Source organism: Actinophytocola sp. (assembly GCF_035762905.1).
Lineage (GTDB): Bacteria > Actinomycetota > Actinomycetes > Mycobacteriales > Pseudonocardiaceae > DASYTH01.
Genome location: NZ_DASUCC010000012.1, coordinates 1 through 23,013, shown reverse-complemented (window position 1 = coordinate 23,013; position 23,013 = coordinate 1). Strand labels below are relative to the sequence as shown.

The 23,013-nt window shown below is 71.7% G+C and carries 30 protein-coding genes; 11 read left to right on the top strand and 19 right to left on the bottom strand.

Features of this window, described 5'->3' with window-relative positions:
• Genes VFV67_RS01600 through VFV67_RS01585 form a run of 4 tightly spaced genes read right to left on the bottom strand, consistent with a single transcriptional unit; the run spans position 1 to position 3,164 of the window.
• Positions 1-423 carry an ATP synthase subunit C gene (locus VFV67_RS01600; protein WP_326466622.1) on the bottom strand — a complete coding sequence of 141 codons (423 nt, stop codon included), beginning with the start codon at positions 421-423 and terminating at the stop codon, positions 1-3.
• On the bottom strand, positions 420-1,817 hold the full coding sequence (locus VFV67_RS01595; protein WP_326466620.1) for a V-type ATPase 116kDa subunit family protein: 1,398 nt from the start codon (positions 1,815-1,817) through the stop codon (positions 420-422). The genes VFV67_RS01600 and VFV67_RS01595 overlap by 4 nt, the downstream gene beginning before the upstream one ends.
• Positions 1,804-2,724: a hypothetical protein gene (locus VFV67_RS01590; protein ID WP_326466619.1), complete on the bottom strand. Its 921-nt coding sequence runs from the start codon at positions 2,722-2,724 to the stop codon at positions 1,804-1,806. Before VFV67_RS01590 ends, VFV67_RS01595 begins: the two co-directional genes overlap by 14 nt.
• A complete protein-coding gene (locus VFV67_RS01585) occupies positions 2,721-3,164 on the bottom strand; it encodes a hypothetical protein (protein WP_326466618.1) in 444 nt (147 codons plus the stop codon). The genes VFV67_RS01590 and VFV67_RS01585 overlap by 4 nt, the downstream gene beginning before the upstream one ends.
• A gap of 123 nt (positions 3,165-3,287) precedes the next feature.
• Between VFV67_RS01585 and VFV67_RS01580 the strand changes: the two genes are divergently transcribed.
• Both VFV67_RS01580 and VFV67_RS01575 read left to right on the top strand, forming a co-directional pair.
• Positions 3,288-3,557 carry a DUF1876 domain-containing protein gene (locus tag VFV67_RS01580; protein WP_326466617.1) on the top strand — a complete coding sequence of 90 codons (270 nt, stop codon included), beginning with the start codon at positions 3,288-3,290 and terminating at the stop codon, positions 3,555-3,557.
• A gap of 15 nt (positions 3,558-3,572) precedes the next feature.
• Complete coding sequence (locus VFV67_RS01575) at positions 3,573-4,514, top strand: sigma-70 family RNA polymerase sigma factor (RefSeq protein ID WP_326466615.1); 942 nt, start codon at positions 3,573-3,575, stop codon at positions 4,512-4,514.
• A 259-nt stretch (positions 4,515-4,773) separates the two neighbouring features.
• On the opposite strand, the gene VFV67_RS01570 is transcribed toward VFV67_RS01575, so the two are convergent.
• The 3 genes from VFV67_RS01570 to VFV67_RS01560 are packed head-to-tail and all read right to left on the bottom strand — an operon-like array spanning position 4,774 to position 6,358.
• Positions 4,774-5,007: a PLD nuclease N-terminal domain-containing protein gene (locus tag VFV67_RS01570; RefSeq protein WP_326466614.1), complete on the bottom strand. Its 234-nt coding sequence runs from the start codon at positions 5,005-5,007 to the stop codon at positions 4,774-4,776.
• 11 nt (positions 5,008-5,018) lie between these two features.
• Positions 5,019-5,675 (bottom strand): LiaF transmembrane domain-containing protein, encoded by a 657-nt coding sequence (locus VFV67_RS01565; RefSeq protein WP_326466612.1) that lies wholly within the window; start codon positions 5,673-5,675, stop codon positions 5,019-5,021.
• Positions 5,672-6,358 (bottom strand): hypothetical protein, encoded by a 687-nt coding sequence (locus VFV67_RS01560; RefSeq protein ID WP_326466610.1) that lies wholly within the window; start codon positions 6,356-6,358, stop codon positions 5,672-5,674. Before VFV67_RS01560 ends, VFV67_RS01565 begins: the two co-directional genes overlap by 4 nt.
• Before the next feature lie 134 nt (positions 6,359-6,492).
• Between VFV67_RS01560 and VFV67_RS01555 the strand changes: the two genes are divergently transcribed.
• The 4 genes from VFV67_RS01555 to VFV67_RS01540 all read left to right on the top strand — a co-directional run bounded on the left by VFV67_RS01555 (position 6,493) and on the right by VFV67_RS01540 (position 8,816).
• The gene (locus VFV67_RS01555) at positions 6,493-6,744 is read left to right on the top strand and encodes an SHOCT domain-containing protein (protein WP_326466609.1); all 252 of its coding nucleotides are present in this window, start codon (positions 6,493-6,495) and stop codon (positions 6,742-6,744) included.
• Entirely contained in the window at positions 6,741-7,637 is an 897-nt protein-coding gene (locus tag VFV67_RS01550; RefSeq protein WP_326466608.1) for an ABC transporter ATP-binding protein, read from the top strand. Before VFV67_RS01555 ends, VFV67_RS01550 begins: the two co-directional genes overlap by 4 nt.
• On the top strand, positions 7,627-8,430 hold the full coding sequence (locus VFV67_RS01545) for an ABC transporter permease subunit (protein ID WP_326466606.1): 804 nt from the start codon (positions 7,627-7,629) through the stop codon (positions 8,428-8,430). Before VFV67_RS01550 ends, VFV67_RS01545 begins: the two co-directional genes overlap by 11 nt.
• Before the next feature lie 140 nt (positions 8,431-8,570).
• Positions 8,571-8,816, top strand: a complete 246-nt coding sequence (locus VFV67_RS01540; RefSeq protein WP_326466605.1) for a hypothetical protein — start codon at positions 8,571-8,573, stop codon at positions 8,814-8,816.
• 140 nt (positions 8,817-8,956) lie between these two features.
• Here VFV67_RS01540 and VFV67_RS01535 read toward each other — a convergent pair whose 3' ends face one another.
• The 6 genes from VFV67_RS01535 to VFV67_RS01510 form a co-directional block, all read right to left on the bottom strand.
• On the bottom strand, positions 8,957-10,219 hold the full coding sequence (locus tag VFV67_RS01535) for an NAD(P)/FAD-dependent oxidoreductase (protein WP_326466604.1): 1,263 nt from the start codon (positions 10,217-10,219) through the stop codon (positions 8,957-8,959).
• A 15-nt stretch (positions 10,220-10,234) separates the two neighbouring features.
• Positions 10,235-10,711 carry a CoA-binding protein gene (locus VFV67_RS01530; RefSeq protein WP_326466603.1) on the bottom strand — a complete coding sequence of 159 codons (477 nt, stop codon included), beginning with the start codon at positions 10,709-10,711 and terminating at the stop codon, positions 10,235-10,237.
• A gap of 15 nt (positions 10,712-10,726) precedes the next feature.
• Positions 10,727-11,308 carry a hypothetical protein gene (locus VFV67_RS01525; protein ID WP_326466601.1) on the bottom strand — a complete coding sequence of 194 codons (582 nt, stop codon included), beginning with the start codon at positions 11,306-11,308 and terminating at the stop codon, positions 10,727-10,729.
• Positions 11,309-11,340: 32 nt separating this feature from the next.
• Positions 11,341-12,855: an AAA family ATPase gene (locus tag VFV67_RS01520; RefSeq protein WP_326466599.1), complete on the bottom strand. Its 1,515-nt coding sequence runs from the start codon at positions 12,853-12,855 to the stop codon at positions 11,341-11,343.
• Positions 12,852-13,076 (bottom strand): universal stress protein, encoded by a 225-nt coding sequence (locus VFV67_RS01515; RefSeq protein WP_326466597.1) that lies wholly within the window; start codon positions 13,074-13,076, stop codon positions 12,852-12,854. Before VFV67_RS01515 ends, VFV67_RS01520 begins: the two co-directional genes overlap by 4 nt.
• Before the next feature lie 93 nt (positions 13,077-13,169).
• Positions 13,170-13,772: a GyrI-like domain-containing protein gene (locus VFV67_RS01510; RefSeq protein ID WP_326466596.1), complete on the bottom strand. Its 603-nt coding sequence runs from the start codon at positions 13,770-13,772 to the stop codon at positions 13,170-13,172.
• 128 nt (positions 13,773-13,900) lie between these two features.
• Between VFV67_RS01510 and VFV67_RS01505 the strand changes: the two genes are divergently transcribed.
• The gene (locus VFV67_RS01505; RefSeq protein WP_326466595.1) at positions 13,901-15,196 is read left to right on the top strand and encodes a Ni/Fe hydrogenase subunit alpha; all 1,296 of its coding nucleotides are present in this window, start codon (positions 13,901-13,903) and stop codon (positions 15,194-15,196) included.
• Entirely contained in the window at positions 15,193-15,666 is a 474-nt protein-coding gene (locus tag VFV67_RS01500; protein ID WP_326466594.1) for a hydrogenase maturation protease, read from the top strand. The genes VFV67_RS01505 and VFV67_RS01500 overlap by 4 nt, the downstream gene beginning before the upstream one ends.
• On the opposite strand, the gene VFV67_RS01495 is transcribed toward VFV67_RS01500, so the two are convergent.
• On the bottom strand, positions 15,592-15,996 hold the full coding sequence (locus VFV67_RS01495) for an HPP family protein (protein WP_326466592.1): 405 nt from the start codon (positions 15,994-15,996) through the stop codon (positions 15,592-15,594). The two genes, VFV67_RS01500 and VFV67_RS01495, sit on opposite strands and share 75 nt — an antisense overlap.
• A gap of 166 nt (positions 15,997-16,162) precedes the next feature.
• Between VFV67_RS01495 and VFV67_RS01490 the strand changes: the two genes are divergently transcribed.
• On the top strand, positions 16,163-16,804 hold the full coding sequence (locus VFV67_RS01490) for a response regulator transcription factor (protein WP_326466591.1): 642 nt from the start codon (positions 16,163-16,165) through the stop codon (positions 16,802-16,804).
• On the opposite strand, the gene VFV67_RS01485 is transcribed toward VFV67_RS01490, so the two are convergent.
• The 5 genes from VFV67_RS01485 to VFV67_RS01465 all read right to left on the bottom strand — a co-directional run bounded on the left by VFV67_RS01485 (position 16,801) and on the right by VFV67_RS01465 (position 21,332).
• Positions 16,801-18,510: a GAF domain-containing protein gene (locus tag VFV67_RS01485; protein WP_326466589.1), complete on the bottom strand. Its 1,710-nt coding sequence runs from the start codon at positions 18,508-18,510 to the stop codon at positions 16,801-16,803. The genes VFV67_RS01490 and VFV67_RS01485 overlap by 4 nt on opposite strands.
• A 73-nt stretch (positions 18,511-18,583) precedes the next feature.
• On the bottom strand, positions 18,584-19,186 hold the full coding sequence (locus tag VFV67_RS01480) for a CBS domain-containing protein (protein ID WP_326466587.1): 603 nt from the start codon (positions 19,184-19,186) through the stop codon (positions 18,584-18,586).
• Entirely contained in the window at positions 19,186-20,079 is an 894-nt protein-coding gene (locus VFV67_RS01475; RefSeq protein WP_326466586.1) for a universal stress protein, read from the bottom strand. The genes VFV67_RS01480 and VFV67_RS01475 overlap by 1 nt, the downstream gene beginning before the upstream one ends.
• Before the next feature lie 12 nt (positions 20,080-20,091).
• The gene (locus VFV67_RS01470) at positions 20,092-21,069 is read right to left on the bottom strand and encodes an Acg family FMN-binding oxidoreductase (protein WP_326466585.1); all 978 of its coding nucleotides are present in this window, start codon (positions 21,067-21,069) and stop codon (positions 20,092-20,094) included.
• A complete protein-coding gene (locus VFV67_RS01465) occupies positions 21,066-21,332 on the bottom strand; it encodes a DUF1918 domain-containing protein (RefSeq protein WP_326466584.1) in 267 nt (88 codons plus the stop codon). Before VFV67_RS01465 ends, VFV67_RS01470 begins: the two co-directional genes overlap by 4 nt.
• Positions 21,333-21,506: 174 nt before the next feature.
• Between VFV67_RS01465 and VFV67_RS01460 the strand changes: the two genes are divergently transcribed.
• Together VFV67_RS01460 and VFV67_RS01455 are read left to right on the top strand one after the other, a co-directional pair.
• Positions 21,507-22,526 (top strand): Acg family FMN-binding oxidoreductase, encoded by a 1,020-nt coding sequence (locus tag VFV67_RS01460; protein WP_326466583.1) that lies wholly within the window; start codon positions 21,507-21,509, stop codon positions 22,524-22,526.
• A gap of 5 nt (positions 22,527-22,531) precedes the next feature.
• On the top strand, positions 22,532-23,013 hold a 482-nt coding region (locus tag VFV67_RS01455; protein WP_326466582.1), incomplete at its 3' end, for a glyceraldehyde 3-phosphate dehydrogenase NAD-binding domain-containing protein.

The following is a 23,013-nucleotide window of genomic DNA, read 5'->3' as shown; positions in this document are numbered from 1 at the left end:
TCAGGTCTGCCCGATCAGGATCACCGCGACGATCAGGCCGTAGATGGCGATGCCCTCGGCCAGGCCGACGACCACCATGGACCGGCCGAACAGCTCCGGCCGCTCACTCATCGCGGCCAAAGCGGCGGCACCGGTGTAGGCCACCGCGATGCCCGCGCCGATCGACGATCCGGCCACCGAGATCGCCGCCCCCAGCGAGGCGGCCCAGTTACCGGACGCCGAGGCCGGCTGGGCGGCCACGCCGGCGGCGGTGGCCGGATCCGCGGTCAGCGCCAGCACGAGCACCACCAGCGCACCGACCAGCAGCAGCGCGTCCACCGTGAGGAACACGCGGATGGCGAGCTTTCTGTTGTAGCGCAACAACAGGTACGCGCCACCGGTGACGGCGGCGAGCACCGGGACACCGATCAGCCAGGCAGTCATGACGACACCTCACTTTGGACGGGCAGCCGCCACGGACGAAACGGCCGCCCCTGAATCTCGAACACCCGGGAGAACAGCTCGTAGAACTCCAGGCGCATCGCCTGCACGCCGGCGACCAGCGCCTCGAGTGAGAACGCCAGCGCGTTGCCGGCCACGAACACCACGACGCCGGCCAGCGCGAGCAGAGCGCCGCCGCCGGTCAGGGCGACCGCGGCGGTCCACACCAGCGACCCGAGCGCGGCATGGGTCATGCCGAACGCGGCCAGCCGGGCGAAGGACACCACGTTGGAACCCAGCCGCACCACCAGGTCGAACAGCTCGACGCCGGTCTGCACGCCGCCGGCCACTCCCCCGCCGGATCCGGTGAACAGGCCGATACCGGCCAGCACCAGCCCAGTCACGGCCAGGACCGCGCCCACCAGGAGCACCCCGGCCGCCGGCAGCAGTACCCCGGCGACGACCAGACCGGCCCCGAGGAACAGGGCCGAGCCGGCGATCCCGGACGGGGCGTAGAGCGCCGCCCGGGCCCCGCCTTCCCGCCACCGGTTCACCGTGCCCACCGCGTAGGAGCCGGCCAGCAGCACCGCCCCGAAGGCCACCGCGGTCAGCAGCAGCCGCACCGGTTCGTCCAGCGGGGACAGCCACAGCACCGGCAGCACCCCGGTCGGGCCGAAGAACTCCCCGTACAGCAGCCCGAAGAGCATCGCGGCCAGCCCGGCCCCGGCCAGGAACGGCCAGACCCGCCGCAACGACGCGAACCGGCGCGGCCGGCCGGTGCGCACCAGCAGCGCGGCGGCCACCAGCAGCAGCCCGTGGCCCAGGTCGCCGAACATCATTCCGAACATGACCACGTAGCTGATCCCGGCCAGCAGGGTCGGATCGACGTCCCGGTAGGCCGGCGTGCCGTAGGTGTCCACCAGCGGCTCGAACGACCGGTGCAGCCGGCCGGCCGAGGGCAGCAGCGTGGGCGGGTCGACCCCGCGCGGGCCCGGCACCGCCACCAGCGCGGCACCCAGCGGGGCGAGCACGCCGGCCACCTCCGGCACCGAATCCGCCGGACACCAGCCGGCCAGCCCGGCCACGCTCCCCCGGCGGACCGCGGCCCTGGCCCGCTCGGCCAGCTGCGCCTCGCCGGCGAGCAGATCGGCCCGGCCGGCCCGCTCCAGCGCGTCGAGATCCGGTGCGTCCCGCGACAGCGCGGGCGCCGCGGTCGCACCCATGCGGTGCAGCCGCTCGGCGGCCTCGCCCGGCGGCGCGTCCGGATCGACCGGCGCCTCCAGCTCGATCACGCCGGCCCGCGCCACGGCCACCAGCACGTCCCGCAGGGCGTCCTGCGGGGCCACCACGGCGACCCGCCGCATCCGCACCGGCCGAACGGCCTCAGACAAGGACATCGAACACCCCCACCGCGCCTCCGCCGGCCGCCACCCGCAGCGCGGCCCGCACCCGCCAGGCGTCGGCGGCGAGCACCGCGACCGTGCCGACCACCGGTTGGCCGTCGAACCGGTTGCCGTGCAACAGCTCGAACCCGTCGGCTTCCAACCGGTGCCACCAGCGCGCCTCGGCTCGCCACAGGTCATCCACCGCGTCCACATCGGACAACGCCCAGCGCGCGTCCGGCCCCAGCACACGCCGGAAGTCGGCGACCGTGCCCGCGGTGAGCGCGCCGGGGCCGAGCAGCGCCGCCACCCGCCGGCCGGCGGGGTCGTCGAGCCGGCGGCCGAGCTGAAACACCTCCCGGGCCACGCGGAGCGCGGCGGCCCCGGCCGCCCATCGGACCGCCTCCGGGATCGCGGTGGAAACTCGTGCCGCCCAACTCATCCGCATCCAAAGCTCGATCGCGGCCGGTGTGTCGGCGCCGGGGTCGCCCCAGGCGGACGCGGCGAGAATCTCTCGGACCTCCGCCCGCGACGCCGCCGAGACCAGCCGGCGCCAGGCCACGCCCAGCCGGCCGAGCTGGTAGGGCTCCTCGGCGCTGCCGCCCCGCAGCCGGAGCAGCAGCTCGTCGGAGTTGGTGATCTCGAAACCGCCGGCGAGCAGCCGGACGCTCTCGACGCCCTCGCGGGGCTGCCAGCCGGCCAACACCCGCAGATGCCACAGCAGGGTGGCGCCGACCGCGTGCTGGGCCTGCGCCAGGGTCTGGCCGGCATGCACATCCCGGCCGTAGGGGGTGGCCGCCAGCTGCCGCACCGCGTCGTCGAGCGACGGGGCGGCGGCGAGCGCTCGGGCGCCATCGGTGCCGACCCGGCGGCTGGACAGCGCCCGGGCCCGCACGTTGCCGGCCACCCACCGCGCGCTCATCCCGGCCTCCCCCCGAGTTCCGTCGTGATCGCGTCGAGTCGGGCCAGCACCCTGGCGACCGAGCCGGACATCCGCTGCTCGGCGGCCTGGCGCAGGGACCGGGCCGCGCGTTCGGCGTCGGCCGCCGCGCGGGTCTGCTCGGCGTCGGCGTCCTCTACCGCGGCCGCCACGAGCTCCGCCCGCACCGTGGCGGCCCGGCGCGCCGCTTCTTGGACGATCGCGTCGGCGCGGGCAGCGGCCCGTCCGCGCCGGTCCGCCGCCTCCTGCCGGGCCCGCTCGCGGAGGGACTCGGTGTGCGCCTCGGTCTCGTCCAGCAGCGCCAGCACCCGGTCCAGCTCAGCGGCGAGGTCGGCCGCGCGATCGGCCGGCACGCCGCCACCGGCCGCGGCACCGGGTGCGGCGGCCGGCCGGAAACGGTCCAGGAAATCTCGGACGGCCATACCCCCAGCGTCGCCCTCCCCGGCGCCGGCCGATGCGGTCCTAGGTCCCGGCCACGAGGGACGTTCGAAGCTAGGCCGCCGAACGCACCGGCAGCACGCTGGAGACCGAAGGAGGTGGACATCATGACCACGGCCAAGCAGTGGCGAGTGGACATTTACGTCGACGAGCACGAGCAGCGCACCCGGGCCACCGCCCGGCTGCACAACCCGGACGACACCAGGCTGGTCGGCACGGGCCTGGCCCGGCTCAACCCGGCCGACACCAACGTGCCCGAGATCGGCGACGAACTGGCCGTCGCCCGCGCACTGTCCGACCTGGCGCACCAACTGCTGGACGCGACCGTTCAGGACATCGAGGCCATCACCCACCGACCGGTCCAGCTGTCCGGTTAGGACCGGGCGGCGGCTATGAAACTCCGTGCTGACGACGGCCAGCCCGATCTGGTTCGGCGATACCTGAACGAGATCGGCTCGGTTCCCCTGCTCACCGCTGCCGAGGAAGTCGAGCTGGGCCGGCGGATCGAGGCCGGGCTCTACGCGGAGCAGGTGCTCGGCGAACCGGCGGGCGGACCGCACCAGCTGACCGCGGTCCGCCGGCACGAGTTGCGGGCCGTGGCCGAGGACGGCCGGCAGGCCAGGGACCACATGATCAAGGCCAACCTGCGACTGGTCGTGGCGGTGGCCCGCAAGCACTACCGCCGGGGCGTGCCGCTGCTCGACGCGATCCAGAGCGGCACGCTGGGCCTGATCCGCGCGGTGGAGAAGTTCGACTACACCAAGGGATTCAAGTTCTCCACCTACGCCACCTGGTGGATCCGCCAGGCGATCGAACGCGGCGCCGCCGAGGAGTCCCGGACCGTCCGGCTGCCCATGCACGTGTGGGAGGAACTGAACAAGGTGCGCGCGGCCGAACACCAACTGACCCTGCACCAGGCCCAGGAGCCGACCGCCGAAGAACTGGCCGAGCGGACCGGCCAGACCGCGGGGCGGGTCGCCGAACTGCGCCGGATCGGCCGCGCGGTGGTCAGTTTGGACACCCCGGTGGGCGAGGACACCGGGGTGGCGTTGGGTGAGCTCATCGAGGACGCCGAGCTGCCCTCGACGCCGGACGTCGCCGAACACCACGCCCTCATCGACGATGTTCAGGCGGCCGTGGCCGCCCTGCCGCCGCGCGAGGCTCAGGTCATCACCCTGCGCTTCGGCCTGCGCACCGGCCAGCCGAGCACCCTGCGGGAGACCGCCGAGCGGTTGCGGATCAGCCCAGAACGGGTGCGCCAACTCCAACTCCACGCGCTCGACCGGCTCCGCGACCCCGACCACCGGCCCTGCCTCTCGGCCTGGGCGGGCTGAGATCCCGGTCCCGCTCAGATCGTGGGGCGGACGAGCGGTAACGGCGAACCGTTCCACGTCGGCGTAGTGGGCCCCGGTGAACGCGACGATGGTGAGCGCGGGTGTGGTGGCGCCCTGGCGGGCCACCGTGATGGACCAGGGCGTGCGCACACCGCCCGCGGGCAGGCCGCCGGTTTGGCCGAGGGCGCGTCGGCACCGGTGCCGAACCTGGCCAGGTGCAGCATCACGGCCGTACCGGGTGACTGGTTCTCCGGTCGGCTCACGGGGCAGGGGCCTTGGTCTTCGCCCGGCCCCACAGCAGGTAGGCGATCGGTCCGACGAAGTTGACGGCGATCGCCGCGGCCCACAGCGGTTTGCGGCCGTTCACTCGTTCCTGCGGGCGGCGGGCCAGGTCGGTCCAGGCCGCGGCGGCCAGCCCGATCTGCACCGCGCTGGCCGCGATGAAGACCTTCCGCTGGGCGGGGGTCAGGTCCTTCCAATGCCGGCGTGGCATTGTCGTTCACCTCATTTCGGATCGTTGGTGACCTCGACGCCGCCGAAGATGGCGGTGGCGTTGACTTTGAGCAGAGGCGCGTCCGGGGGTAGGGTGCCGTTGCCGGTGGTCTTGTCGTCGTAGCCGCCGAAGATGGGCAGGCCGCCGACCGCGATCCGCCAACCGGTGGGCACCAGGATCTTGACGCCGCCAAACAGGGCGAACGCGTCGACCGAGGCCACCTCATCGATGTGGGCCTCACGCAGGTCAAGGGTGGCGCCACCGAACACCGCCGTCACGTCGGAGTGGGTCAGATGCTCGGAACGGTCCACGGCACGGGCGCCGCTGAACACCGCGACCGGCTCGGTCACCGGCGCGGCGATGCGGTGCCGGGCCAGGCCGGCCAGGACCGCGCCGCCGATCAGGATGAGCACGGCCGGGCCGAGCAGGCTGCCGGTCGCCCAGTTCTGCGCGTCGGCCAACAGGATCAGGCCGAACCCGGTGATCACAATGGGCCAGAACGAGATCTGCCGGGTGGTGAGCATGACCAGCAGGCCCAGCCCGATGATGCCCACCGGCCACCATTGCTCGATCGCCGTGCCGGCGTCCAGCATTCCGGTCGCGTCGAGCACCCCCAGGACACCCAGCAGGAGCAGAACCAGCCCGATCCACAAGCGAACGGGTCTCATGACACACCTCCTTGTCGAACGGGTCCGCCGGTGTGGGTGAACATCACCGTGGTGATGGCGATCAGCCACCCGACGAACACCGGATAGATCACGAACGTCGCCCAGCCGCCAGGCGAAAGCGGCCCGGCGTCGGTGACGACGCCGACCCAGGCGGCCAGGTGCGCCACCGCCACCAGCGCCGAGAGCCAGCCCAACCACGTGGGAAGTACCTTGTCCCGCAACGACAGCACGGCCACGGCCGTGACCAGCACCGCGACCGGAACGTCGGCGATCGTGGCCAGCCCCAGGCCGATATCGCTGACCACGACCGCCACCTGCGGTGGCAGCCCGGTGTCCGCGGTCCGCGCCAGCGCGATCTGCGGTGCCTGCACGGCCAGGTTGAGCACGATCCAGGCGATCCCGGCCGCGTAGGCGATCGAGGACAGCCGCGCCGGCCGCCCTTCCATCCGCGCCAGGAACGTGCGCAGGCTGCCCAGGAACCACAGAAGGACCCCGGAGCTGAGCACGAACAACAGGCTCTGCGCCACAAGCTCGCTCCCGTTGCGGATATAGAAGTCCAGCACCTCGGCCGGTGTCCGATCAGGGTCCGGCACGCTGCGCTCGAACCCGACCGCGACCGCGGCCACGGCCAGCGCGACGAACCCGCTCACCGCGCCCCAGCGCTGTTCCCGTTCCTCATCCATGTATCCAGCCTGACCACGGGCGCCGCGCTCACACGAGAGACCTTGGACTCCGCGCAGGCGGTCCCTCCGTCCCTTCCCCCACGCCGCGGGCCGGACGAGCCTGGGTGGTGTCCGACGATGGACGGAGGTGTGCGATGCCTGGCTGGGACGGCTACTGGGACCACCACGGCTATGGCTGGATCGGGTCGTTGTTCATGATCCTGACCATGGTCGTGTTCTGGGGCGGGCTGATCACCGTGACGGTGCTGCTGGTCCGCCACTGGGGGCACAACGGCACGGGGCAGGACGGTGCGCGGCGGATTCTCGACGAGCGGCTCGCCCGCGGCGAGATCGACCGCGAGGAGTACGAGCAGCGCGGCCAGGCGCTCCGGGCAGGCCAGCGATGATCAGGACCGAGAAGCTCGGCAAGAGCTACGGCCGGGTGGACGCGTTGCGGGACCTCGATCTGCGGGTCGAGCCGGGTGAGATCTACGGGCTGCTCGGGCCCAACGGCGCCGGCAAGACGACCACGCTGCGGTTGCTGCTCGACCTCATTCGTCCCACCGCCGGCACGATCTCGATCTTCGGTTTGGACCTGGCGACCCATTCCGTGGCGATCCGTGGCCGGCTGGGCTACCTGCCCGGCGATCTGGTGCTGTATCCGAACCTGACCGGCCGGCAGTTCCTGGATCTGTGCACCGGTCTGCGCGGTCACCGCGATCCGGGTCCGGCCCTGCGGTTGGCCGAGCGGTTCGACCTGGACCTCGCCCGCAAGTGTGGCCAGCTGTCCAAGGGCAACCGGCAGAAGCTCGGCGTGGTGCAGGCGTTCCTGCACGAGCCCGAACTGGTGATCCTGGACGAACCGGCCTCGGGCCTCGACCCGGTGGTGCAGCGCGAGTTCCACAACCACCTGCGCGAGTACGCCCACGGCGGAGGCACCGTGCTGTTCTCCTCACACGTGCTGTCCGAAGTGGAGCATGTGGCCGATCGGGTCGGCATCCTGCTCGACGGCGAGCTGGCGGTCCAGGACCGGGTCGATCGGCTCAAGGCCAACGCGCTGCGCGAACTGGAGTTCACCTTCGCCGAACCTGTGTCAGCGCAACGATTCGCCACACTGCCCGGCGTCCGCGAGGCCACCGCCGACGGAACGACCGTGCGCTGCCGGGTCGCCGGAACGGTCGGGGAGCTGCTGCGCGAGGCCGCCGCACTGCCCGTGCTCAACGTGACCAGCCACGAACCCGACTTCGAGGACATCTTCCTCGACTACGTGGAAGGCAAGGTGCACTCCCATGTCGCCTGACCTGCTGCGCAAGACGATGCGCGACACCAGAGCCAGCACGATCGGCTGGACCGGCGTGCTGGTCGCGATGGTGGCCCTGCAACTGTCGGTGTTCCCGGTGATGCGCGACGCCGCATCCGACTTCCAGCGACTGTTCGACTCCTACCCCGACGCGCTCAAGTCGATGTTCAACATGGACGCCGGCTTCGGCACCCCGATCGGCTACCTGAAAACCGAGGTGTTCAGCGTCACCACCCCGTTGATCCTGATCGGCATGCTGATCGGCCAGGCCTCGGCGGCCACCGCGGCCGAGGAGCAGCACGCAACGATGGACCTGTTGCTGGCCAACCCGATCAGCCGGGTCCAGGTGGTGCTGACCAAGGCCCTCGCCCTGCTGATCAACCTCGCGCTGGCCGTCGCCGCGCTCACCGTCACCCTCGTCCTCGGTGGCGTCCTGGCCGGGATGGACCTCTCGCCGGCCCGTCTGGTCGGCGCGGCCGCCGTGGCTGCCGCCCTGGCCGCGCCGTTCGGCGCGATCGCGCTCGCGGTCGGCGGCGTCACCGGGCGGCGCGGGCTGGCCGCCGCGGCCGGTATCGGTATCGCCGTACTGACCTACCTGGTCGCCTCGCTCGCCGAACTGGCCGACTGGCTGCGGCCGCTGCGGGTGATCTCCCCGTTCCACCTCGCCGCACCCGCCGACCTGCTCGACGGCCAACCCAACCCGGCCGGCCTGACCGGCGTCCTGCTGGTCACCGCACTGCTGGTCGTCGCGGCCGCGGTCACCCTGCAACACCGCGACATCCGGATCTCGTGATCACCGCACGGTGCCCGCTTCAGGAGGAATGGTCGCTTCCAGGACGTGGACCGATGCGCCGTCTGAGGGGCACGACATGCATGGTTTCCTGACGAGGTGGTCGTTCGCACCGCACTGGAGTTGGCGGTGCGGGCGCGTCGGTGCACAACTCGCAGCCGTGGCGGTTTCGGGTCGGCCACCGCACCATTGAGGTCCATGCCGACCCGCGGCGGCACCTGGCCGCCACCGATGCCGACGGGCGCGACCAGGTGATCAGCCGCGGTGCCGCGCTGCACCACCTCCGGGTCGCGCTGCCCGCGGTCGGCTGGCTTCCGCTGACCACCGGCTGCCCGACTCGACCGATCCCGGCCACCTGGCATCCGTGGAACCCTTACCCCGCGACGTGACCCGCGACGACCGCACCCTCGCCGGGTCCATTCCGCGTCGGCGAACCGACCGCGTACCTACCCCGCCCGGTGCCCGCCCAACTTCTCGACGAGCACATCCGCTGGACCGGCCACCGCACCACTGGGCCGATGACGGCCGGTCAGGTTGCCAGCCAGCGGGCTCCGGCGTGCAGGCCGGTTTCCATGGCGCGCCAGGGTGCACCGGCGTGGAAAGGTAGGCCGCGGCGGAACCGCATCGGGAGGTAGAGGCCGAGGGTTTTCTTGCCCAGCCGCCAGATCTTGCTCGTGCCGACTCGGTAGGCGCCCAGGTTGAACTGGTCGACGGCAACGGGTGCGCCGGGCCGGCCGGTCAGGGTGAGCGGCACCTGGGCGAAGGTGGCCTTGTCGAACATCTCCATCACGCACATGCTGACCGGCTCGAACCCGGCGCGCGGCCCGGTCCCGAGGATCTGCGCGGCGATGGTGTTGGCCACGGCGTCGGCTTGCAGGAAGGCCAGGAAGGCTTGTTTGACCGGGAAGTCTCCGGCATCGCCGGGGGCGAAGATCTCCGGGTGGGCCACGACCTGGCGGGTAGCCGGGTGGCAGGTGAGGAACCCGCGATCGTCGGCGGGCAGGCCGTCGTAGCGGACCGAGGCGACGTAGGGCGGGAAGGCGATCAGCAGATCGAACTCCCGGTCGGTGCCGTCGGTGTAGGCGACATGCGTATCGGTGACCTTGGTGACCTCGACGCCGGTGTGGCCGTCGATGTCGCGGTGGGCGAACTCGTGCTCGACCACCTGGTGCAGGCGGGGTCCGAAGGCCTGGATGTAGCGGTCCTCGTAGGTGGTGAAGGTGATGTCGACCTGGTGGCGGACGTCCTTGCGGCGCAGCCAGGTGTCCAGCATGAACGCGATCTCGTACAGCGGGCCGGCGCACTTGTTGTTGGGCGGGACCAGGAACAGCACCCGCTGGGGCCGGCCGTGCGCGGCGTGCGCGGCCACCCACTGCAACTCGTCGCCGAGGGCGCGCATCTGGCGCGGTGTCCAGATCTGGTGGGCGTGCTCGGCCAGGCCGGGCACCTCCTCGGGGTGCATGGTCGCGCCGGTGGCGATCACCAGCCGGTCGTAGTGGATCGGCAGGACCCGCGTGGTGTGCACGAGGCCGCGGTCGGCGTCGATGCCGTCCACGTGGGTGACCCGGTGGGTGATGTGCCGGCGGGCCAGCGGTGCGGACAGCGGGATGTGCAGCCGATGCTCGTCGCCGCCGAACGGCAGGTAGATGGTGTTGGGCTTGAACAGGAAGTCGCTCCGGTCGGACACCACGGTCAGCTCGACCTGGTCGTGGTCGAGCAGGGACCGCAACAGGAACGCCGTCTCCAACCCGGCGAACCCGCTGCCAAGCACCACAACCCTTGTCGCGGTCATGGTTCTCTCCTCCTTTCAGGCGCGGCGGGGCAACTTTCCGGTGAGCGCGCAGATCCGGCGCATCACCCGGTGCCCGGGGTCGGAGGTGGGCTCGAACATCAGCGGGCAACCGCCGTCGATGACGGTGATGCCGTGGGTTCGGCCGTACTCGGTGGCGGCGTCCGACACGCTGCCGGCGCCGAAGGAGCGGTGCATCCACACTCGGTCGATGCCGAGTTCGGCGCACTCGCGGACGGTGGCTTCGGCGGTCTCCGGACGGGTGCCGATGACCACGGCCTCGACCCCGCCGGGAATGGACTTCAGGTCGTGGTAACAGGGGTCGCCCTCGACGGCATCGGCATTGGGGTTGACCGCGAAGACCTGGTAGCCGCGTTCCCGCAGCCGCTGATAGACGATGTTGCTGCCGTGGCCCTGCGGGTCGCGGGACACGCCGGTCACCGCGATCCGTTTGCTGGCCAGGAATTCCGTGGCCGCTTCGGTGATCTTGCGCATGGCTCCTTCTCCCGTTCAGCTCGGCCGGTGGGTCCAGCCCGGCTCGGTTGCCGCCCATTCGTGCTGCCAGCCGGCCAGGCGGCAGCGGTCGAGTCCCAGGCGCACCAGCAGGTACAGGCCAGCGAGGGCGGTCAGGCCGACGGCCCACAGTCCGATCGCGGTGACCACTCCGGCGCCGGCCGCGCCGGCCGGGGTCATGGGCGGCGGCACCACGTTGCCGGCCCGGTCCAGCCAGATCGGCACCCGGGTGCCGGCCGGCGACCCGCTGGTCGCCGCGACCGTGCCGGTGCGGACGCTGCCGTCCGGCAGTTGCCAGCGGGCGGTGACCATCGAAGTCTGGGCGACCAGTCCGCTGTGCATGGTCGGTGCCGGCGGGGGCGCGGCTTCGGACAGGATGGCGATGGCCTGCTGGCGTTGCGCGCTTTGCTGCCCCGCGAGTTGGGCGCCGCGGGCGTAGGTCTCCGATCCGATGGCCAAGGCCACCGGAAGCAACACCATCGCCGCGAGCACGGCCAAGCCCAGCACGGCCTTCTCGATCCGGTCGGCGGGCCGCATCAGTTCGCTGTTGCGGGGCCAGAATCGTCGGATCGTTCTCATGATCCAACGGTCTCGTGTGGACCGGTGCGGCCCTAGAGGCGAAGGCGTTCTCCTGCCCGGGACGCAGGTCCCCGCTCCACCGGGAATTCCGGCCCGCTGATTGCCGCCAGCGCCGTGGCAACGGTCTGGGCGGGTGAGCCGGTGGTGTCCAGGTCGGTGGCCTCCGGCCAGGGTTGGGCGGTGCGGGTCATGGCGGTGGCGATGGTGTGGTCGGCGTCGGACGGGGTGCCGGTGCGCTCGCGCAATCGGGCCGCGGTGACCGTGGCGGGGGCGGTGCAGCGCAGCGCGCGGAGTTCGCTGTGCGTGCGGGTGGCCAGTGCGGCCGCGGCGTCGCGGCCGGTCTGCCGGGTCCAGGAGGCGTCCAGGATCACCGTTTCGCCGTGCGCGAGGAGTTGTTCGGCGCGGTGGAGCAGCTCGGTGTAGACGCGTTCGGTGTGTGCCGGGGTGTAGATGCCGTCGCCGAAGGGTGCCGCCGCGCGGTCGTGCGGGTTGATTGCAGCCTGCTCCTTGCGGAGCCGGTCACTGGAGAGCAGCACGGCGCCCAACTGGTCGGCCAGTTGCCCGGCCACGGTGGACTTTCCGGTGCCGGGCAGTCCGCCGACGAGGATCAGCCGGACCTGGCCGCTGCGCAGGTGCCGCAGGGTCAGCTCGGCGTAGGTGGCCGCCTGGGTCGCGGCGGACGCGGCGCCCTGGGCGTGCCGCAGGCAGGCGACCTTGGCCCGGACGAACGCGCGGTAGGCCAGGTAGTGCTCGCGCAGTGCCGGCGGGGCCGGGTCACCGGCGAACTCGGCATAACGCTCCAGCAGCAGCACTGCCAGTTCCGGGGCGCCGAGTCGCTCGAGGTCCATGGCCAGGAAAGCGATGTCGTCCAACCCGTCCAGGTAGCGCAGCCGGTCGTCGAACTCCAGGCAATCCAGCACCCTCGGCCCGTCGTCGAGGCAGAACACATCGTCGGCCAGCAAATCCCCGTGCCCGTCGACGATTCGGCCGGCGGCCACCCGGGCGTCGAACAGCGCCGCACGGCCGGCCAGGAACGACCGGGTGCGTGCGATGATCTCGTCGAGCACACCCGGCCCGAACACGGTGTCGCACCAGGGTTGTACCTGCGTGAAGCTGTCCTCCCAGCGCCCGGCGATGGCATCCCGGGTGCCCTGCGCGGAGATCTCCGGCCCGCGCCGGGAGCCCGCGTGGAACGTCGCGATCATCCGGGCCAAACCGGTCACGGTGTCGGCCACCGGTTCCTTGTTGGCGATCAGGGTGGACAGCCGGCGCGCGGTGGGCATCCGGCGCATCACCACCATGTGGTCGCACACGGCACCGTCCACACCGGACACGTCGGCGACGCCGAGGTAGACGTCCGGGGCCAGGCGCCGGTTCAGCTCCACCTCGCGGCGGCACGCGGCCAGCCGGCGTTCCCGGGTGCGGAAGTCCAGAAACCCGACATCCACCGGCTTCTTCACCTTGTAGGCTCGGTCCCCGGTCAGGAACACGGTCGCCACATGGGTTTCCCGCACCGCCGCCGGCTCGTCCCACTCCACGGCGTTCATGCCGGTCGGGCGATCAGGACCGTGGCCTGCCCGGCCGCGCGCGCGACCCAGTCCGGTTGTGCCGGCACGGTGTAGGCCAGCCGCGGCTGGTTGGCAATGGTGACCACCTTCAGCGGGCTGCCGCGGTGGGCCGCCTCGTCGGTCGCCCAACGCAGGGCGGCCTCGGCGACAGCGGATCCGTCCACGCCAACCACCATCGGGCGAGTGCCGTTGTCGGTCATGGCGTGCTCCTTCGTGATGGCTTCGCACTCCACTGTCGTCGCGACCATGCTGGGCCGGCAGCGGCGCGAGTCCTCACTCGGTAGGGACTTTCGTCAATACCGCGCTGGGTGAGCGGCCAGTGCGGCGTGACCACCAGGTCGGCCGGCGCCGGTCAAGGCAGCCTTACGCGGAGCCTCGATGGGTTGGCGCAGCAGGGTGGTCGGCCGTTGGTTGAGGTAAATCTCGTGATGGCGGCCGCGTGGCCGGCAGCCGGCGGCGTCGATGGCCGCATAGAGCCGCCGCACCGCGGGGCCTTCGGCGGCGTAGGGCCCGACATGCAGCACCTGGACGGATGGTCCCTCGGCCCACCGCAGGTAGCGGATCCCGTCCGTGGCGCCCGCGATCGCCTCGGCCGTGGCCGGATCCGGGGCCCGCACCAGCGCCTGCCAGCGCCAGCAGTCCGGCGGCAGGTCCATCCGGCTGGTGCGGCCCTGGGTCAGGTCGCGAACCAGGTCGGTCAACACCGCCTCGTCCACCCACCACAGGGCCTCGATCGGCATGCGAGGACATCCGGCGGTCGCGGTGCGCAGCAGTGTGGCAGCGTGCTGGAACTCCGGCCCACCCGGAACCCCCCGTCCCTGGATCGACAGGTAGTCCAGTTCCGGCACGTCGACCACGGCAACCTGTCCCTTGCGGACTCGATACAGCTCTTCCATGCGCCCGACGGTAAACAGGCGATCGGACGCGCGCCGCAGCCTATGGTCCCCGCTCGATGCGACCAACGACCCGCGCTCGGACCCGGGCGGCAGAGCATGATGGGTCGAAACAGTGAGGAGGCGGGTCGATGTCGCATCGCGGTAGCCGGCAGCTTCAGGTCAGCGGGCTGGCCCGGGTCGAGGGTGAGGGCGCGCTGCACGTGTCGGTGCGGGACGGCCGGGTGGAGCGGGTGGCGATGCGGATCTACGAGCCGCCCCGGTTCTTCGAGGCATTTCTGCGCGGCCGGGCCTACACCGAACCGCCGGACATCACCGCCCGGATCTGCGGGATCTGCCCGGTGGCCTATCAGCTGTCCGCCTGCAACGCCATCGAGGACGCCAGCGGGGTGTCGGTCGACGGGCAGGTGGCGGCGCTGCGCCGGCTGCTCTACTGCGGCGAGTGGATCTCCAGCCATACCCTGCACATCTACCTGCTGCACGCCCCGGACTTCCTCGGCTACCCGGACGCCATCACCCTGGCCCAGGACCATCGGCAGATCGTCGAACGCGGCCTGGCCATGAAGAAAGCCGGCAACGCGATCCTGGAGCTGGTCGGCGGGCGGGCCATCCACCCGGTCAACGTGCGGCTCGGCGGGTTCTACCGGGTACCGACCCGGGCCGAGCTGGCCGGGCTGGCCGAGCGGCTGCGGCCCGCCCTGGACACCGCCATCGCCACCACAGCGTGGGTGTCCACCTTCGACTTTCCAGATCTGGAGCTGGACCACGAGCTGCTGGCCCTGCACGAACCCGGCCGCTACGCCATCGAGACCGGCACCCCGCGCACCGCCTCCGGTGCGACCTGGCCGCTGGCCGACTACTCCGGACACGTGGTCGAGCAGCAGGTGCCGCACTCCACCGCGCTGCACGCCCGGCTGGATGGTGCGGAGTTCCTCACCGGACCGCTGGCCCGCTACGCCATCAGCTCCGCCCACCTGTCCCGCACCGCCCGGGAGGTCGCCGCCGATGCCGGGCTCGGCCCGGTGTGCCGCAACCCGTTCCGCAGCATCGTGATCCGGGCCGTCGAGGTGGTCTACGCCCTCGACGAAGCCCTGCGCCTGATCGACGACTACGAACCGCCCGAGCAGTCCTTCGTGGCGGTCCCGGCCCGCCCGGGCACCGGGCACGGCGCCACCGAGGCGCCGCGCGGCCTGCTCTACCACCGCTACGGCATCGACGCCGACGGGCTGATCTCCTCGGCCGACATCGTGCCGCCCACCGCGCAGAACCAGGCCGCCATCGAAACCGACCTGGCCCGGCTCGTCCAGGCCAACCTGCACCTGGACGACCACACCCTGACCGGGCTGTGCGAGCAGGCCATCCGCAACTACGACCCGTGCATCTCCTGCTCGGCGCACTTCCTCGAGCTGACCATGGACCGCCGATGAAGGTGGTCATCGCGATCGGCAACCCCTACCGCCGCGACGACGGCGTCGGTCCCGCGCTCGCCGAACTTCTGACCCAGCGAAAGCTGTCCGATGTGCACATCGAGGTACTGGACGGCGAACCCACCCGGCTGCTGGACGCCTGGGCCGGCGCCCCGCTCGCCATCGTCATCGACGCCGTACTGTGCCAGCCTGCCCACCCGGGCCGCATCCACCGCACCAATCTTGACCAGCTGCCCGCGGGCACCCCGGCCGCCAGCTCTCACGGCCTCGGCATCCCCGAGGCCGTGCAACTCGGGACCGTCCTGGACCGCCTGCCCCAGCGCCTGATCGTCTACGCCGTCGAAGCCGCCGACATCGGCTTCGGCATCGACCTCACGCCTGAGGTCGCCGCAGCGCTACCCGCCCTGCTCGACGCCGTGCTCACCGACGTAACGGACGATGTCAGCGGCGGTGATGATCCCGACGATTGATCCGTCCCGGGTCACCAGCGCCGCGTCGTTGCCGCCTTCGCTCATCCGGGCCGCGGCCAGGACCATCGGGTCGTCGGGGTCCACCAGCGGAGCGGGTTTGATGCGATTGCGGCCCACCGGCTCCGCCACCGCGCCGTGTGTCCACAGTGTCCAGAGCAGATCGGACTCCTGGACCATTCCGACGCACCGGTCGCCTTCCATCACGGGAAGGTGCCGGACCCGGCATTCGGTCATCACCCGCAGCGCGTCCTCCAGTGTCGTCGCGGCGGTGACCGCGACCACCCGGTCGGTCATCAGCACGCGGACCGTGCCCGCTGTCGGAGTCCTCATGGCTCGAGTAGAGCCCCCCAGCGGGCGGCCGGTAAGGGCACAAGGAAACCCCGCCGCTGACGAACCGCCATGCTCTGGCAGGGACCTTGGGCCCTGGTCGGCAGGGTCACAGGTGCGTGTCGAGCGAGGTGGGACGGCGCTAACGTCACGAGCGGAGGTGTTGGCGATGGTACGGGTCTTTCTGGTGGACGATCACGAGGTCGTGCGGCGCGGGCTGACGGATCTCCTCGAGTTCGAACCGGACCTCGAGGTCGTCGGCGAAGCGGACTCGGTCGCCGAGGCGCTGGTCCGGATTCCCCAGACCCCGGCCGACGTGGCCGTGCTGGACGTGCGGCTGGGCGACGGCAACGGGGTCGAGCTGTGCCGGGAACTGCGTTCGACGATGCCCGAGCTGAACTGCCTGATGCTGACCTCCTACGCCGACGATGAGGCCCTGTTCGACGCGATCATGGCCGGAGCGTCCGGGTTCGTGCTCAAGCGGGTGCTGGGCACCGATCTGGTCAACGCGCTGCGCACGGTCGGCGCCGGCGGCTCACTGCTCGACCCGCGCACCACCACCGCGCTGATGAACCGGATCCGCCGGGAACGCGCCACGCACGACCCGCTGGCCGACCTCACCGAGCAGGAACACACCGTCTTCGACCTGATCGGCGAGGGATTGACCAACCGGCAGATCGGCGAGCGCATGTGCCTGGCCGAGAAGACCGTCAAGAACTACGTCTCGCACCTGCTGGCCAAGCTCGAACTGCAACGCCGCACCCAGGTCGCGGTGCTCGCCACCCAACTGCAGAAGAAGCCCTCGCACTAATCCAGCGGAGCCCGCCAGGTCAGCCGGGTGCCGCCGCGCGGTCCCGGACCGATGCTGACCGTCCCGCCGCACTCGGTGGCGCGGCGTTCGATGCCGAGCAGGCCGCTACGGGCGACGTCGGCGGGCAGCCCGATCCCATCGTCGACGACGTCCATGATCATGTCGTCGGTCACCTCGATCGTCACGATGATCTCGTGGGCCTTGGCGTGCCGGATGGCGTTGCTGACGCCCTCGCGCAGCACCGCGAGCGCGTGCTCGCCGAGCTGCGCCGGCACCAGGGTGTCCACCGCGCCATTGATCCGGATCGTCGGCGACACCACCGCATCGGTGGACACCTCGTTGATCACGTCGAGCATGCGGCGGCGCAGGCTCACCCCGGAAGCGTCAGCGCCGGTGTTCAGGTCGAAGATCGAGGTGCGGATGTCGCGCATGGTGTTGTCGAGCTGTTCGATGGCCTTCACCACCCGGCGCCGGGCCTCTTCGTCGGTGATCCGCCGGACCCCGCCCTGCAGGCTCATGCCGGTGGCGAACAGCTGCTGGATGACGTGGTCGTGCAGGTCGCCGGCGATCCGGTCCCGGTCGGCCAGCAGGTCCAGCTGGCGCTGGGTGCGCTGCTTGTCGGCCAGTTCGAGAGCCAGTGCGGTCTGGTCGGCGAACGAGGCCAGCACCGGCACCTGCTCCTGGTCGAACGCCGCCGCACCCTTGTCCCGCAACGCCAGCAGCACACCGCTGACCCGGTCGGTCGTGCCCAACGGCACGGCCAGGGCCGGGCCGTACGCGAGGTCCGTGCCGGCCAGGCCACCCGGCAGCGCGTGGGCCAGATCGGGGATCAGCACGGGGGTCCCGGCGGAGACCACCCCGGCGATGGCCGGCTCGGTGACCGCGATGGTCCCCGACAGCAGTCGGTCGGCGTGTGTCCCGGACCCGGCCCGGATCACGAGTTGGCCCGGCTGACCGGCATCCAACAGCAGGATGAGCGCGCAGTCCGCAGCCGACAGGCGCAACACCCGATCGACGATCAGGCTCAGCGCCTGCTCGCCGCTGGCCCCGCCGAGCAGGCTCGCGTTGATCTCGGCCGTCGCCTGCAGCCAGCGCTCCCGCAGCAGGGCCCGTTCGAACAGCCGGGAGTTCTCCACGGCTATCCCGGCGGCGGTCGCCAGGGCCTGCAGCACCACCTCGTCGTCGGCGGTGAACTCGCCCCCGTCCCGCTTCTCGGTGAGGTAGATGTTGCCGAACACCGCGTCGCGGACCCGGATCGGCACCCCGAGGAAGCTGCGCATCGGCGGATGGTTGGGCGGAAAACCCACCGAAGCCGGATGCTCGGCCAGATCGGGCAGCCGGATCGGCCGCGGATGTTCGATCAGCTCGCCGAGCAGGCCCTTGCCCTGTGGCAGATGCCCCATCCTGGCTCGGGTCTCGGCGTCGATGCCGATGTAGACGAACTCGCTCAGGCCGACGTCCTGACCGAGCACCCCCACCGCCCCGTAGCGGGCGTCAACCAGCTCCACCGCGGTCTCGATGATCCGCCGCAGCGTGCCTTCCAGCTCCAGACCCGTGCCGACGGCGAGCACCGAGTCCAGCAGACCTTGCATCCGGTCCCGGGTGCGGGCGATCTCGGTCAGCCGGTCCTGCACCTCACCCAGCAGTTCATCCAGCCGCAGCCCGGCCAGCGACACCCGGACCTGCGCCGTTTGTTGCTCGTTCATCCTGCCTACCCTCGTCGCCCGCGCACCGGGTCCACTGTGGCAGGAGGGCGTGCCCGCACCAAGTATTTCCTGGTCAGTCGTCCCGGCCGAGCGACAGGCTGGTCACCGGACGCAGTTCCACGGCCGTGACGCCGGCGGCGGTGTGGGCCAGCGCGGCCACCACCGCCCGCTCGGCGTCATCGGCGAACTCGCCGCCGATGACCACCGCGCCGCCGGTGACCTCGACAGTCCACCGCCGGCGGCTGCCGGCGTAGTCGTCGAGCAGGGCACGGACGTTCGCGGTGATCACATCGTCGTCGCGCAGCAGGGTGCGCAGCAGGTCCCGGCGGGCGACCACGCCGACCAGCAGCCCCTCCTCCACCACCGGCAAACAGCGCAGCCGGCCGGCCAGCATCCGCTCGGCCACGGTGGCGATGTCGGTGCCCGGGGTGACCACCTCGACCGGGCTGCTCATCGCGGTCGACACCAGGTCGCCTCGATGGTCGGCGCCATCTCCGGCCCGCATAGTGACCCGCACGGCGTCGGACTCGCTGAAGACGCCGACCACCTGCCCGCCCTCGTCGACCACCGGCAGGGCGGCGAAACCGTGCTCGGTGATCCGGGTGACGGCCTCGCGCACCGTGTCGTCCGGACGAACGCTGATGACCGGACGGCTCATCAGATCCCGCGCCTTCATCACAGTTCCTCCTCCGGGTCGGTGCGCACCACGGCGACCGGGCAGGGCGCGTGGTAGATGAGCTGCTGGCTGGTGGATCCGAGGACCAGGCCACGGAACCCGCCCCGGCCCCGGGTGCCGACCACGACCATCCCCGCCGTGCCGGCGTAGCGCAGCAGCGCCTGGGCCGGGCGATCCTGGACGACCTCCCGGTTGATCTTCACCTCCGGGTACTTCTCCTGCCAGCCGGCCAGGCGCTCGGCCAAGGTCTCGTAGGCGTGCTGTTGCAGCGGGTTGAAATCCACCGCCGCGGCTCCGGTGAGGGCGGCGTCGAGCAGGGAGTCGGTCCAGGTATGCACCGCGACCAGCGCGCGGCCGTGGGTGGCGGCGTGCTCGAAGGCGAACGCCAGCGCCGCCTCGCCGCCCGGCGTGCCGTCCACCCCGACCACGACCGGGCCATCCACCAGGGTGGTGTCGTGCTCACAGCGGCCGCGGGCGACGACGACCGGGCAGTGCGCTCGGCCGGCCAGGGCCACCGAGACCGACCCGACCAACAGTCCGGTCAGGCCGTTCTGTGCGCGGGTGCCGAGCACGAGCATCTCGGCCGAGTTCGACTCGTGCAGCAGGCCGAGCACCACCGGGGCGCGCAGTAGCGCCAGTTCCGGGCACAGCCCGGGCGCGACCTCGAGCACGGCGGCCTCGGCGGCGCGCAGCCAGTGCCAGCCCTGGTCCTGGAACGCGTTGGCCACCGAGTTCGGATCGGCGATCCCGGCCGGAAAACGCAGGGAAATCTCGTAGGTGTGCACCAGCCGCAACGGCCGATCGCGGCGGAGTGCCTCGGTGGCGGCCCAGCGCGCGGCCCGTAGGGCGGCGGGCGTGCCGTCGATACCGACGACGATGGGTGGGGTGCGCATTGGGTTCTCCTGTCATCGGATCAGGTCTGAGATGGGCATCCGGGGGCTGGGTGGCGCCGGCCGGGCCGGGTAGCCGAACCGCAGCAGAGCCTGCGGGAAGCCGGGCAGGCCGAGCTGTTCGATCAGTCCGGCGCGGACTTCGGGGACCTGCAGGGGTTGGGTGAGGATCGAGCCGGCCAGACCGGCGTGGGTGGCGGCCAGCCAGATCCGCTGCGCGGCCTGCCCAGCGCGCACGTGGTCAGCGGGGCCGTCGTCGGAGGTGAGCAGCAGCACCAGGAATTCCCGGCTCAGCCGGTCGGCCAGGACGAGCGGGTGAGGCAGGGCGGTGCTGGTGCGCACCAGTCCGGCCCAGGGCAGCGTGTCGTAGGTGAGTCGGGGTCGGGGCAGGCCGCCACCGGGCTGGTAGCCGGGCTGGGTGTTCGTCCAGGTCCGCAGTTCGCGTTGATAGCCCCGGTCGGCCCGGAGCACGCGGCCGGCGTGCTCGAGCAGGGTGGCCAGCGCGGCGTTCTGCTCGGGCCCGTGCACCGGGTGCGCGGCCACACCGTCGGTCCGCGCAGCGGCGATCAGCTCGCGGCGCAGTCCGTCGGGGACGGCCAGGTCCTGGAATGGTGCCCGGTGGCTGCGCCGGTACGGAATCGCCGCGTGCAGCGCACTGTCCATAGCAGACGGATCGCGGCGGGCTGTGATGGCCACCCGGGCCACCTCGTCGGGCCGGTCCCGGTCACCGAACAACAGGGAGTGCGCGTCCCAGCCCAGCACCCGCAGAGCGAGCAGCAGGTTGGAAAGCGCCGCGCCGCAGGAGATCAACCGATCCCGCCCGGTCGCGTCCTGCCACGGCAGCGACAGCTCACACCGCTCGAACAGCGACACCGCGCCGTCGCCGAACTCCAGCACCCACGGCTGGGTGTTGTGCACCGACGGCGCGTGTTTGACCGCGTAGGTGACCGTCGCGACGTCGCCTCGGGTCCACTGCGTCATGGTGGTGGTCATCCCCGGTACCTCCGACCGATCTCGGCCTGCACGGCGGCGCACCGCGCGGCGACGGCGGCGTCGGTCCACTCGACTTCGGCCGCGGTGCGCACGTGGGCGTCCGGTCCGGGAAAGACCAGCACGGTCCGGCCGTTGTCCAGCCACCGCACCAGGTACGGCGGTGACCCGTCGGCCGAGCGGACCTGTTCGATCCGGCCCCGGCGGGTGTGCCGGCTGAGGTCACCGGCTTCGATGACCAGCCAGTCACCCGACTGCGCACGCATCGCGTCCTCCTCTCCTCGACCTCTGTCTCGATAGTGGCCGCGGCCGGGGTGGATGAGGCAGTGCCGCAGGGCTCTGGCCGTGGGGACCGAAGTCCCGGACGGGCGGGGCCTCGTTCTCTGCCGGGGCCGCGACCGCTGAGGGAAGGGTTGGGGGAGAGCGAAAGGGGGCGGACGATGAGCACCACCCGACCCGATCACGAGACCCTGCGCGGCGCGATCGCCCTGGCCGTGCGCGCGCCGTCGGTGCACAACACGCAGCCGTGGCTGTTTCGGCTCGGCGAGTCCAGCGTGCATCTGCTGGCCGACCGGAGCCGGGCGCTGCCGGCGACCGACCCGGCCGGCCGGGACCTGCTGATCTCCTGCGGCGCCGCGCTGCACCACCTGTGCGTCGCGCTGGCCGCGCTGGGCTGGAGCAGCGAGGTGCACCGAATCCCCAACCCGGCCGACCCCGACCACCTCGCCGCGCTCGAGCCACATCGGCACCACCCGTCCGATGAGGACATCGCATTGGCCGCCGCGATCAACCACCGGCGCACCGACCGCCGCAGCTTCTCCTCCTGGCCGGTACCGTCCGAACACCTCGAGCTGCTGAGCCGCCGCGCCGCCCGGCACGGCGCGCTGCTGATCCCGGTCACCGACGTCCGGCTGCACAACCATCTGGTGACCGCGATCGACCAAGCGGCCGCCGCCCAGCAGGCCGATCCGGCCTGCACCGCCGAACTGGCCACCTGGGCCGGCCGCACCCGTCTCGCCGACGACGGCATCCTGGCCACCAACACGCTGACCGGCCCCACGTTCCACGGCGCGGTGCATATGCGCGACTTCCCCCGCGGCACGCTCACCGAGTCCACGGAGGACGCCGCCGAAGACGACGCCGGCGAACTGCTCGTGCTGGCCACCCCCGACGACGACCCACAGTCCTGGCTGCGCGCCGGCGAGGCGGCCAGCGCCGCCCTGCTCACCGCGACCGAGCTGAACCTGGCCAGTTGCCCGCTGTCCCAGGCCCTCGAAGTCGCCAACACCCGCGCCGTCATCCAGGAGCTCGTCCTCGACAACGACGCCGTGCCCCAGTTGATTCTCCGGGTCGGCTGGGCCCACACCGCCGCCGCACCCCTGCCGCAGAGCCCCCGCCGTCCGGTGGACGAGGTCATCGACCCGCTACCCGGCCTGACATCCCCGCCGAACGAAAGGTGATGGACATGACTATTCGTGTGGGAATCAACGGGTTCGGACGCATCGGTCGCGACGTGTTCCGCATTGCCACCGACCGTGCCGAGAACGGGTTACGCATCGTCGCGGTCAACGACGTGACCGGTGCGGACACCCTGGCCCATCTGTTGCGCTACGACTCCACCTACGGCACCTGGCACCAGCACGAGGTTTCCGCCACACCGGCGGCGATCACCGTCGACGGCACCGAGGTGCGGGTGTTGCGCGAGCCCGACCCGGCCCGGCTGCCCTGGGCCGAGCTGGGCGTGGACATCGTGATCGAGGCGACCGGCCGGTTCCGCACCCGCGACGCCGCCGCGGCACACCTGACCGCAGGCGCCAAGAAAGTCGTGATCACCGCGCCGGGCAAGAACGTCGACGCCACCATCGTGCTCGGCGTCAACGACACCACCTACCGCCCGGAGCAGCACCACATCGTGTCCAACGCCTCGTGCACGACCAACTGCCTGGC

What these genes read in the sequence shown, in the direction of transcription:
- VFV67_RS01600 (WP_326466622.1), bottom strand. Translation starts at nt 423, where the DNA reads ATGACTGCCTGGCTGATCGGTGTCCCGGTGCTCGCCGCCGTCACCGGT.
- VFV67_RS01595 (WP_326466620.1), bottom strand. Translation starts at nt 1,817, where the DNA reads ATGTCCTTGTCTGAGGCCGTTCGGCCGGTGCGGATGCGGCGGGTCGCC.
- VFV67_RS01590 (WP_326466619.1), bottom strand. Translation starts at nt 2,724, where the DNA reads ATGAGCGCGCGGTGGGTGGCCGGCAACGTGCGGGCCCGGGCGCTGTCC.
- VFV67_RS01585 (WP_326466618.1), bottom strand. Translation starts at nt 3,164, where the DNA reads ATGGCCGTCCGAGATTTCCTGGACCGTTTCCGGCCGGCCGCCGCACCC.
- VFV67_RS01580 (WP_326466617.1), top strand. Translation starts at nt 3,288, where the DNA reads ATGACCACGGCCAAGCAGTGGCGAGTGGACATTTACGTCGACGAGCAC.
- VFV67_RS01575 (WP_326466615.1), top strand. Translation starts at nt 3,573, where the DNA reads ATGAAACTCCGTGCTGACGACGGCCAGCCCGATCTGGTTCGGCGATAC.
- VFV67_RS01570 (WP_326466614.1), bottom strand. Translation starts at nt 5,007, where the DNA reads ATGCCACGCCGGCATTGGAAGGACCTGACCCCCGCCCAGCGGAAGGTC.
- VFV67_RS01565 (WP_326466612.1), bottom strand. Translation starts at nt 5,675, where the DNA reads ATGAGACCCGTTCGCTTGTGGATCGGGCTGGTTCTGCTCCTGCTGGGT.
- VFV67_RS01560 (WP_326466610.1), bottom strand. Translation starts at nt 6,358, where the DNA reads ATGGATGAGGAACGGGAACAGCGCTGGGGCGCGGTGAGCGGGTTCGTC.
- VFV67_RS01555 (WP_326466609.1), top strand. Translation starts at nt 6,493, where the DNA reads ATGCCTGGCTGGGACGGCTACTGGGACCACCACGGCTATGGCTGGATC.
- VFV67_RS01550 (WP_326466608.1), top strand. Translation starts at nt 6,741, where the DNA reads ATGATCAGGACCGAGAAGCTCGGCAAGAGCTACGGCCGGGTGGACGCG.
- VFV67_RS01545 (WP_326466606.1), top strand. Translation starts at nt 7,627, where the DNA reads ATGTCGCCTGACCTGCTGCGCAAGACGATGCGCGACACCAGAGCCAGC.
- VFV67_RS01535 (WP_326466604.1), bottom strand. Translation starts at nt 10,219, where the DNA reads ATGACCGCGACAAGGGTTGTGGTGCTTGGCAGCGGGTTCGCCGGGTTG.
- VFV67_RS01530 (WP_326466603.1), bottom strand. Translation starts at nt 10,711, where the DNA reads ATGCGCAAGATCACCGAAGCGGCCACGGAATTCCTGGCCAGCAAACGG.
- VFV67_RS01525 (WP_326466601.1), bottom strand. Translation starts at nt 11,308, where the DNA reads ATGAGAACGATCCGACGATTCTGGCCCCGCAACAGCGAACTGATGCGG.
- VFV67_RS01520 (WP_326466599.1), bottom strand. Translation starts at nt 12,855, where the DNA reads ATGAACGCCGTGGAGTGGGACGAGCCGGCGGCGGTGCGGGAAACCCAT.
- VFV67_RS01515 (WP_326466597.1), bottom strand. Translation starts at nt 13,076, where the DNA reads ATGACCGACAACGGCACTCGCCCGATGGTGGTTGGCGTGGACGGATCC.
- VFV67_RS01510 (WP_326466596.1), bottom strand. Translation starts at nt 13,772, where the DNA reads ATGGAAGAGCTGTATCGAGTCCGCAAGGGACAGGTTGCCGTGGTCGAC.
- VFV67_RS01505 (WP_326466595.1), top strand. Translation starts at nt 13,901, where the DNA reads ATGTCGCATCGCGGTAGCCGGCAGCTTCAGGTCAGCGGGCTGGCCCGG.
- VFV67_RS01500 (WP_326466594.1), top strand. Translation starts at nt 15,193, where the DNA reads ATGAAGGTGGTCATCGCGATCGGCAACCCCTACCGCCGCGACGACGGC.
- VFV67_RS01495 (WP_326466592.1), bottom strand. Translation starts at nt 15,996, where the DNA reads ATGAGGACTCCGACAGCGGGCACGGTCCGCGTGCTGATGACCGACCGG.
- VFV67_RS01490 (WP_326466591.1), top strand. Translation starts at nt 16,163, where the DNA reads ATGGTACGGGTCTTTCTGGTGGACGATCACGAGGTCGTGCGGCGCGGG.
- VFV67_RS01485 (WP_326466589.1), bottom strand. Translation starts at nt 18,510, where the DNA reads ATGAACGAGCAACAAACGGCGCAGGTCCGGGTGTCGCTGGCCGGGCTG.
- VFV67_RS01480 (WP_326466587.1), bottom strand. Translation starts at nt 19,186, where the DNA reads ATGAAGGCGCGGGATCTGATGAGCCGTCCGGTCATCAGCGTTCGTCCG.
- VFV67_RS01475 (WP_326466586.1), bottom strand. Translation starts at nt 20,079, where the DNA reads ATGCGCACCCCACCCATCGTCGTCGGTATCGACGGCACGCCCGCCGCC.
- VFV67_RS01470 (WP_326466585.1), bottom strand. Translation starts at nt 21,069, where the DNA reads ATGACCACCACCATGACGCAGTGGACCCGAGGCGACGTCGCGACGGTC.
- VFV67_RS01465 (WP_326466584.1), bottom strand. Translation starts at nt 21,332, where the DNA reads ATGCGTGCGCAGTCGGGTGACTGGCTGGTCATCGAAGCCGGTGACCTC.
- VFV67_RS01460 (WP_326466583.1), top strand. Translation starts at nt 21,507, where the DNA reads ATGAGCACCACCCGACCCGATCACGAGACCCTGCGCGGCGCGATCGCC.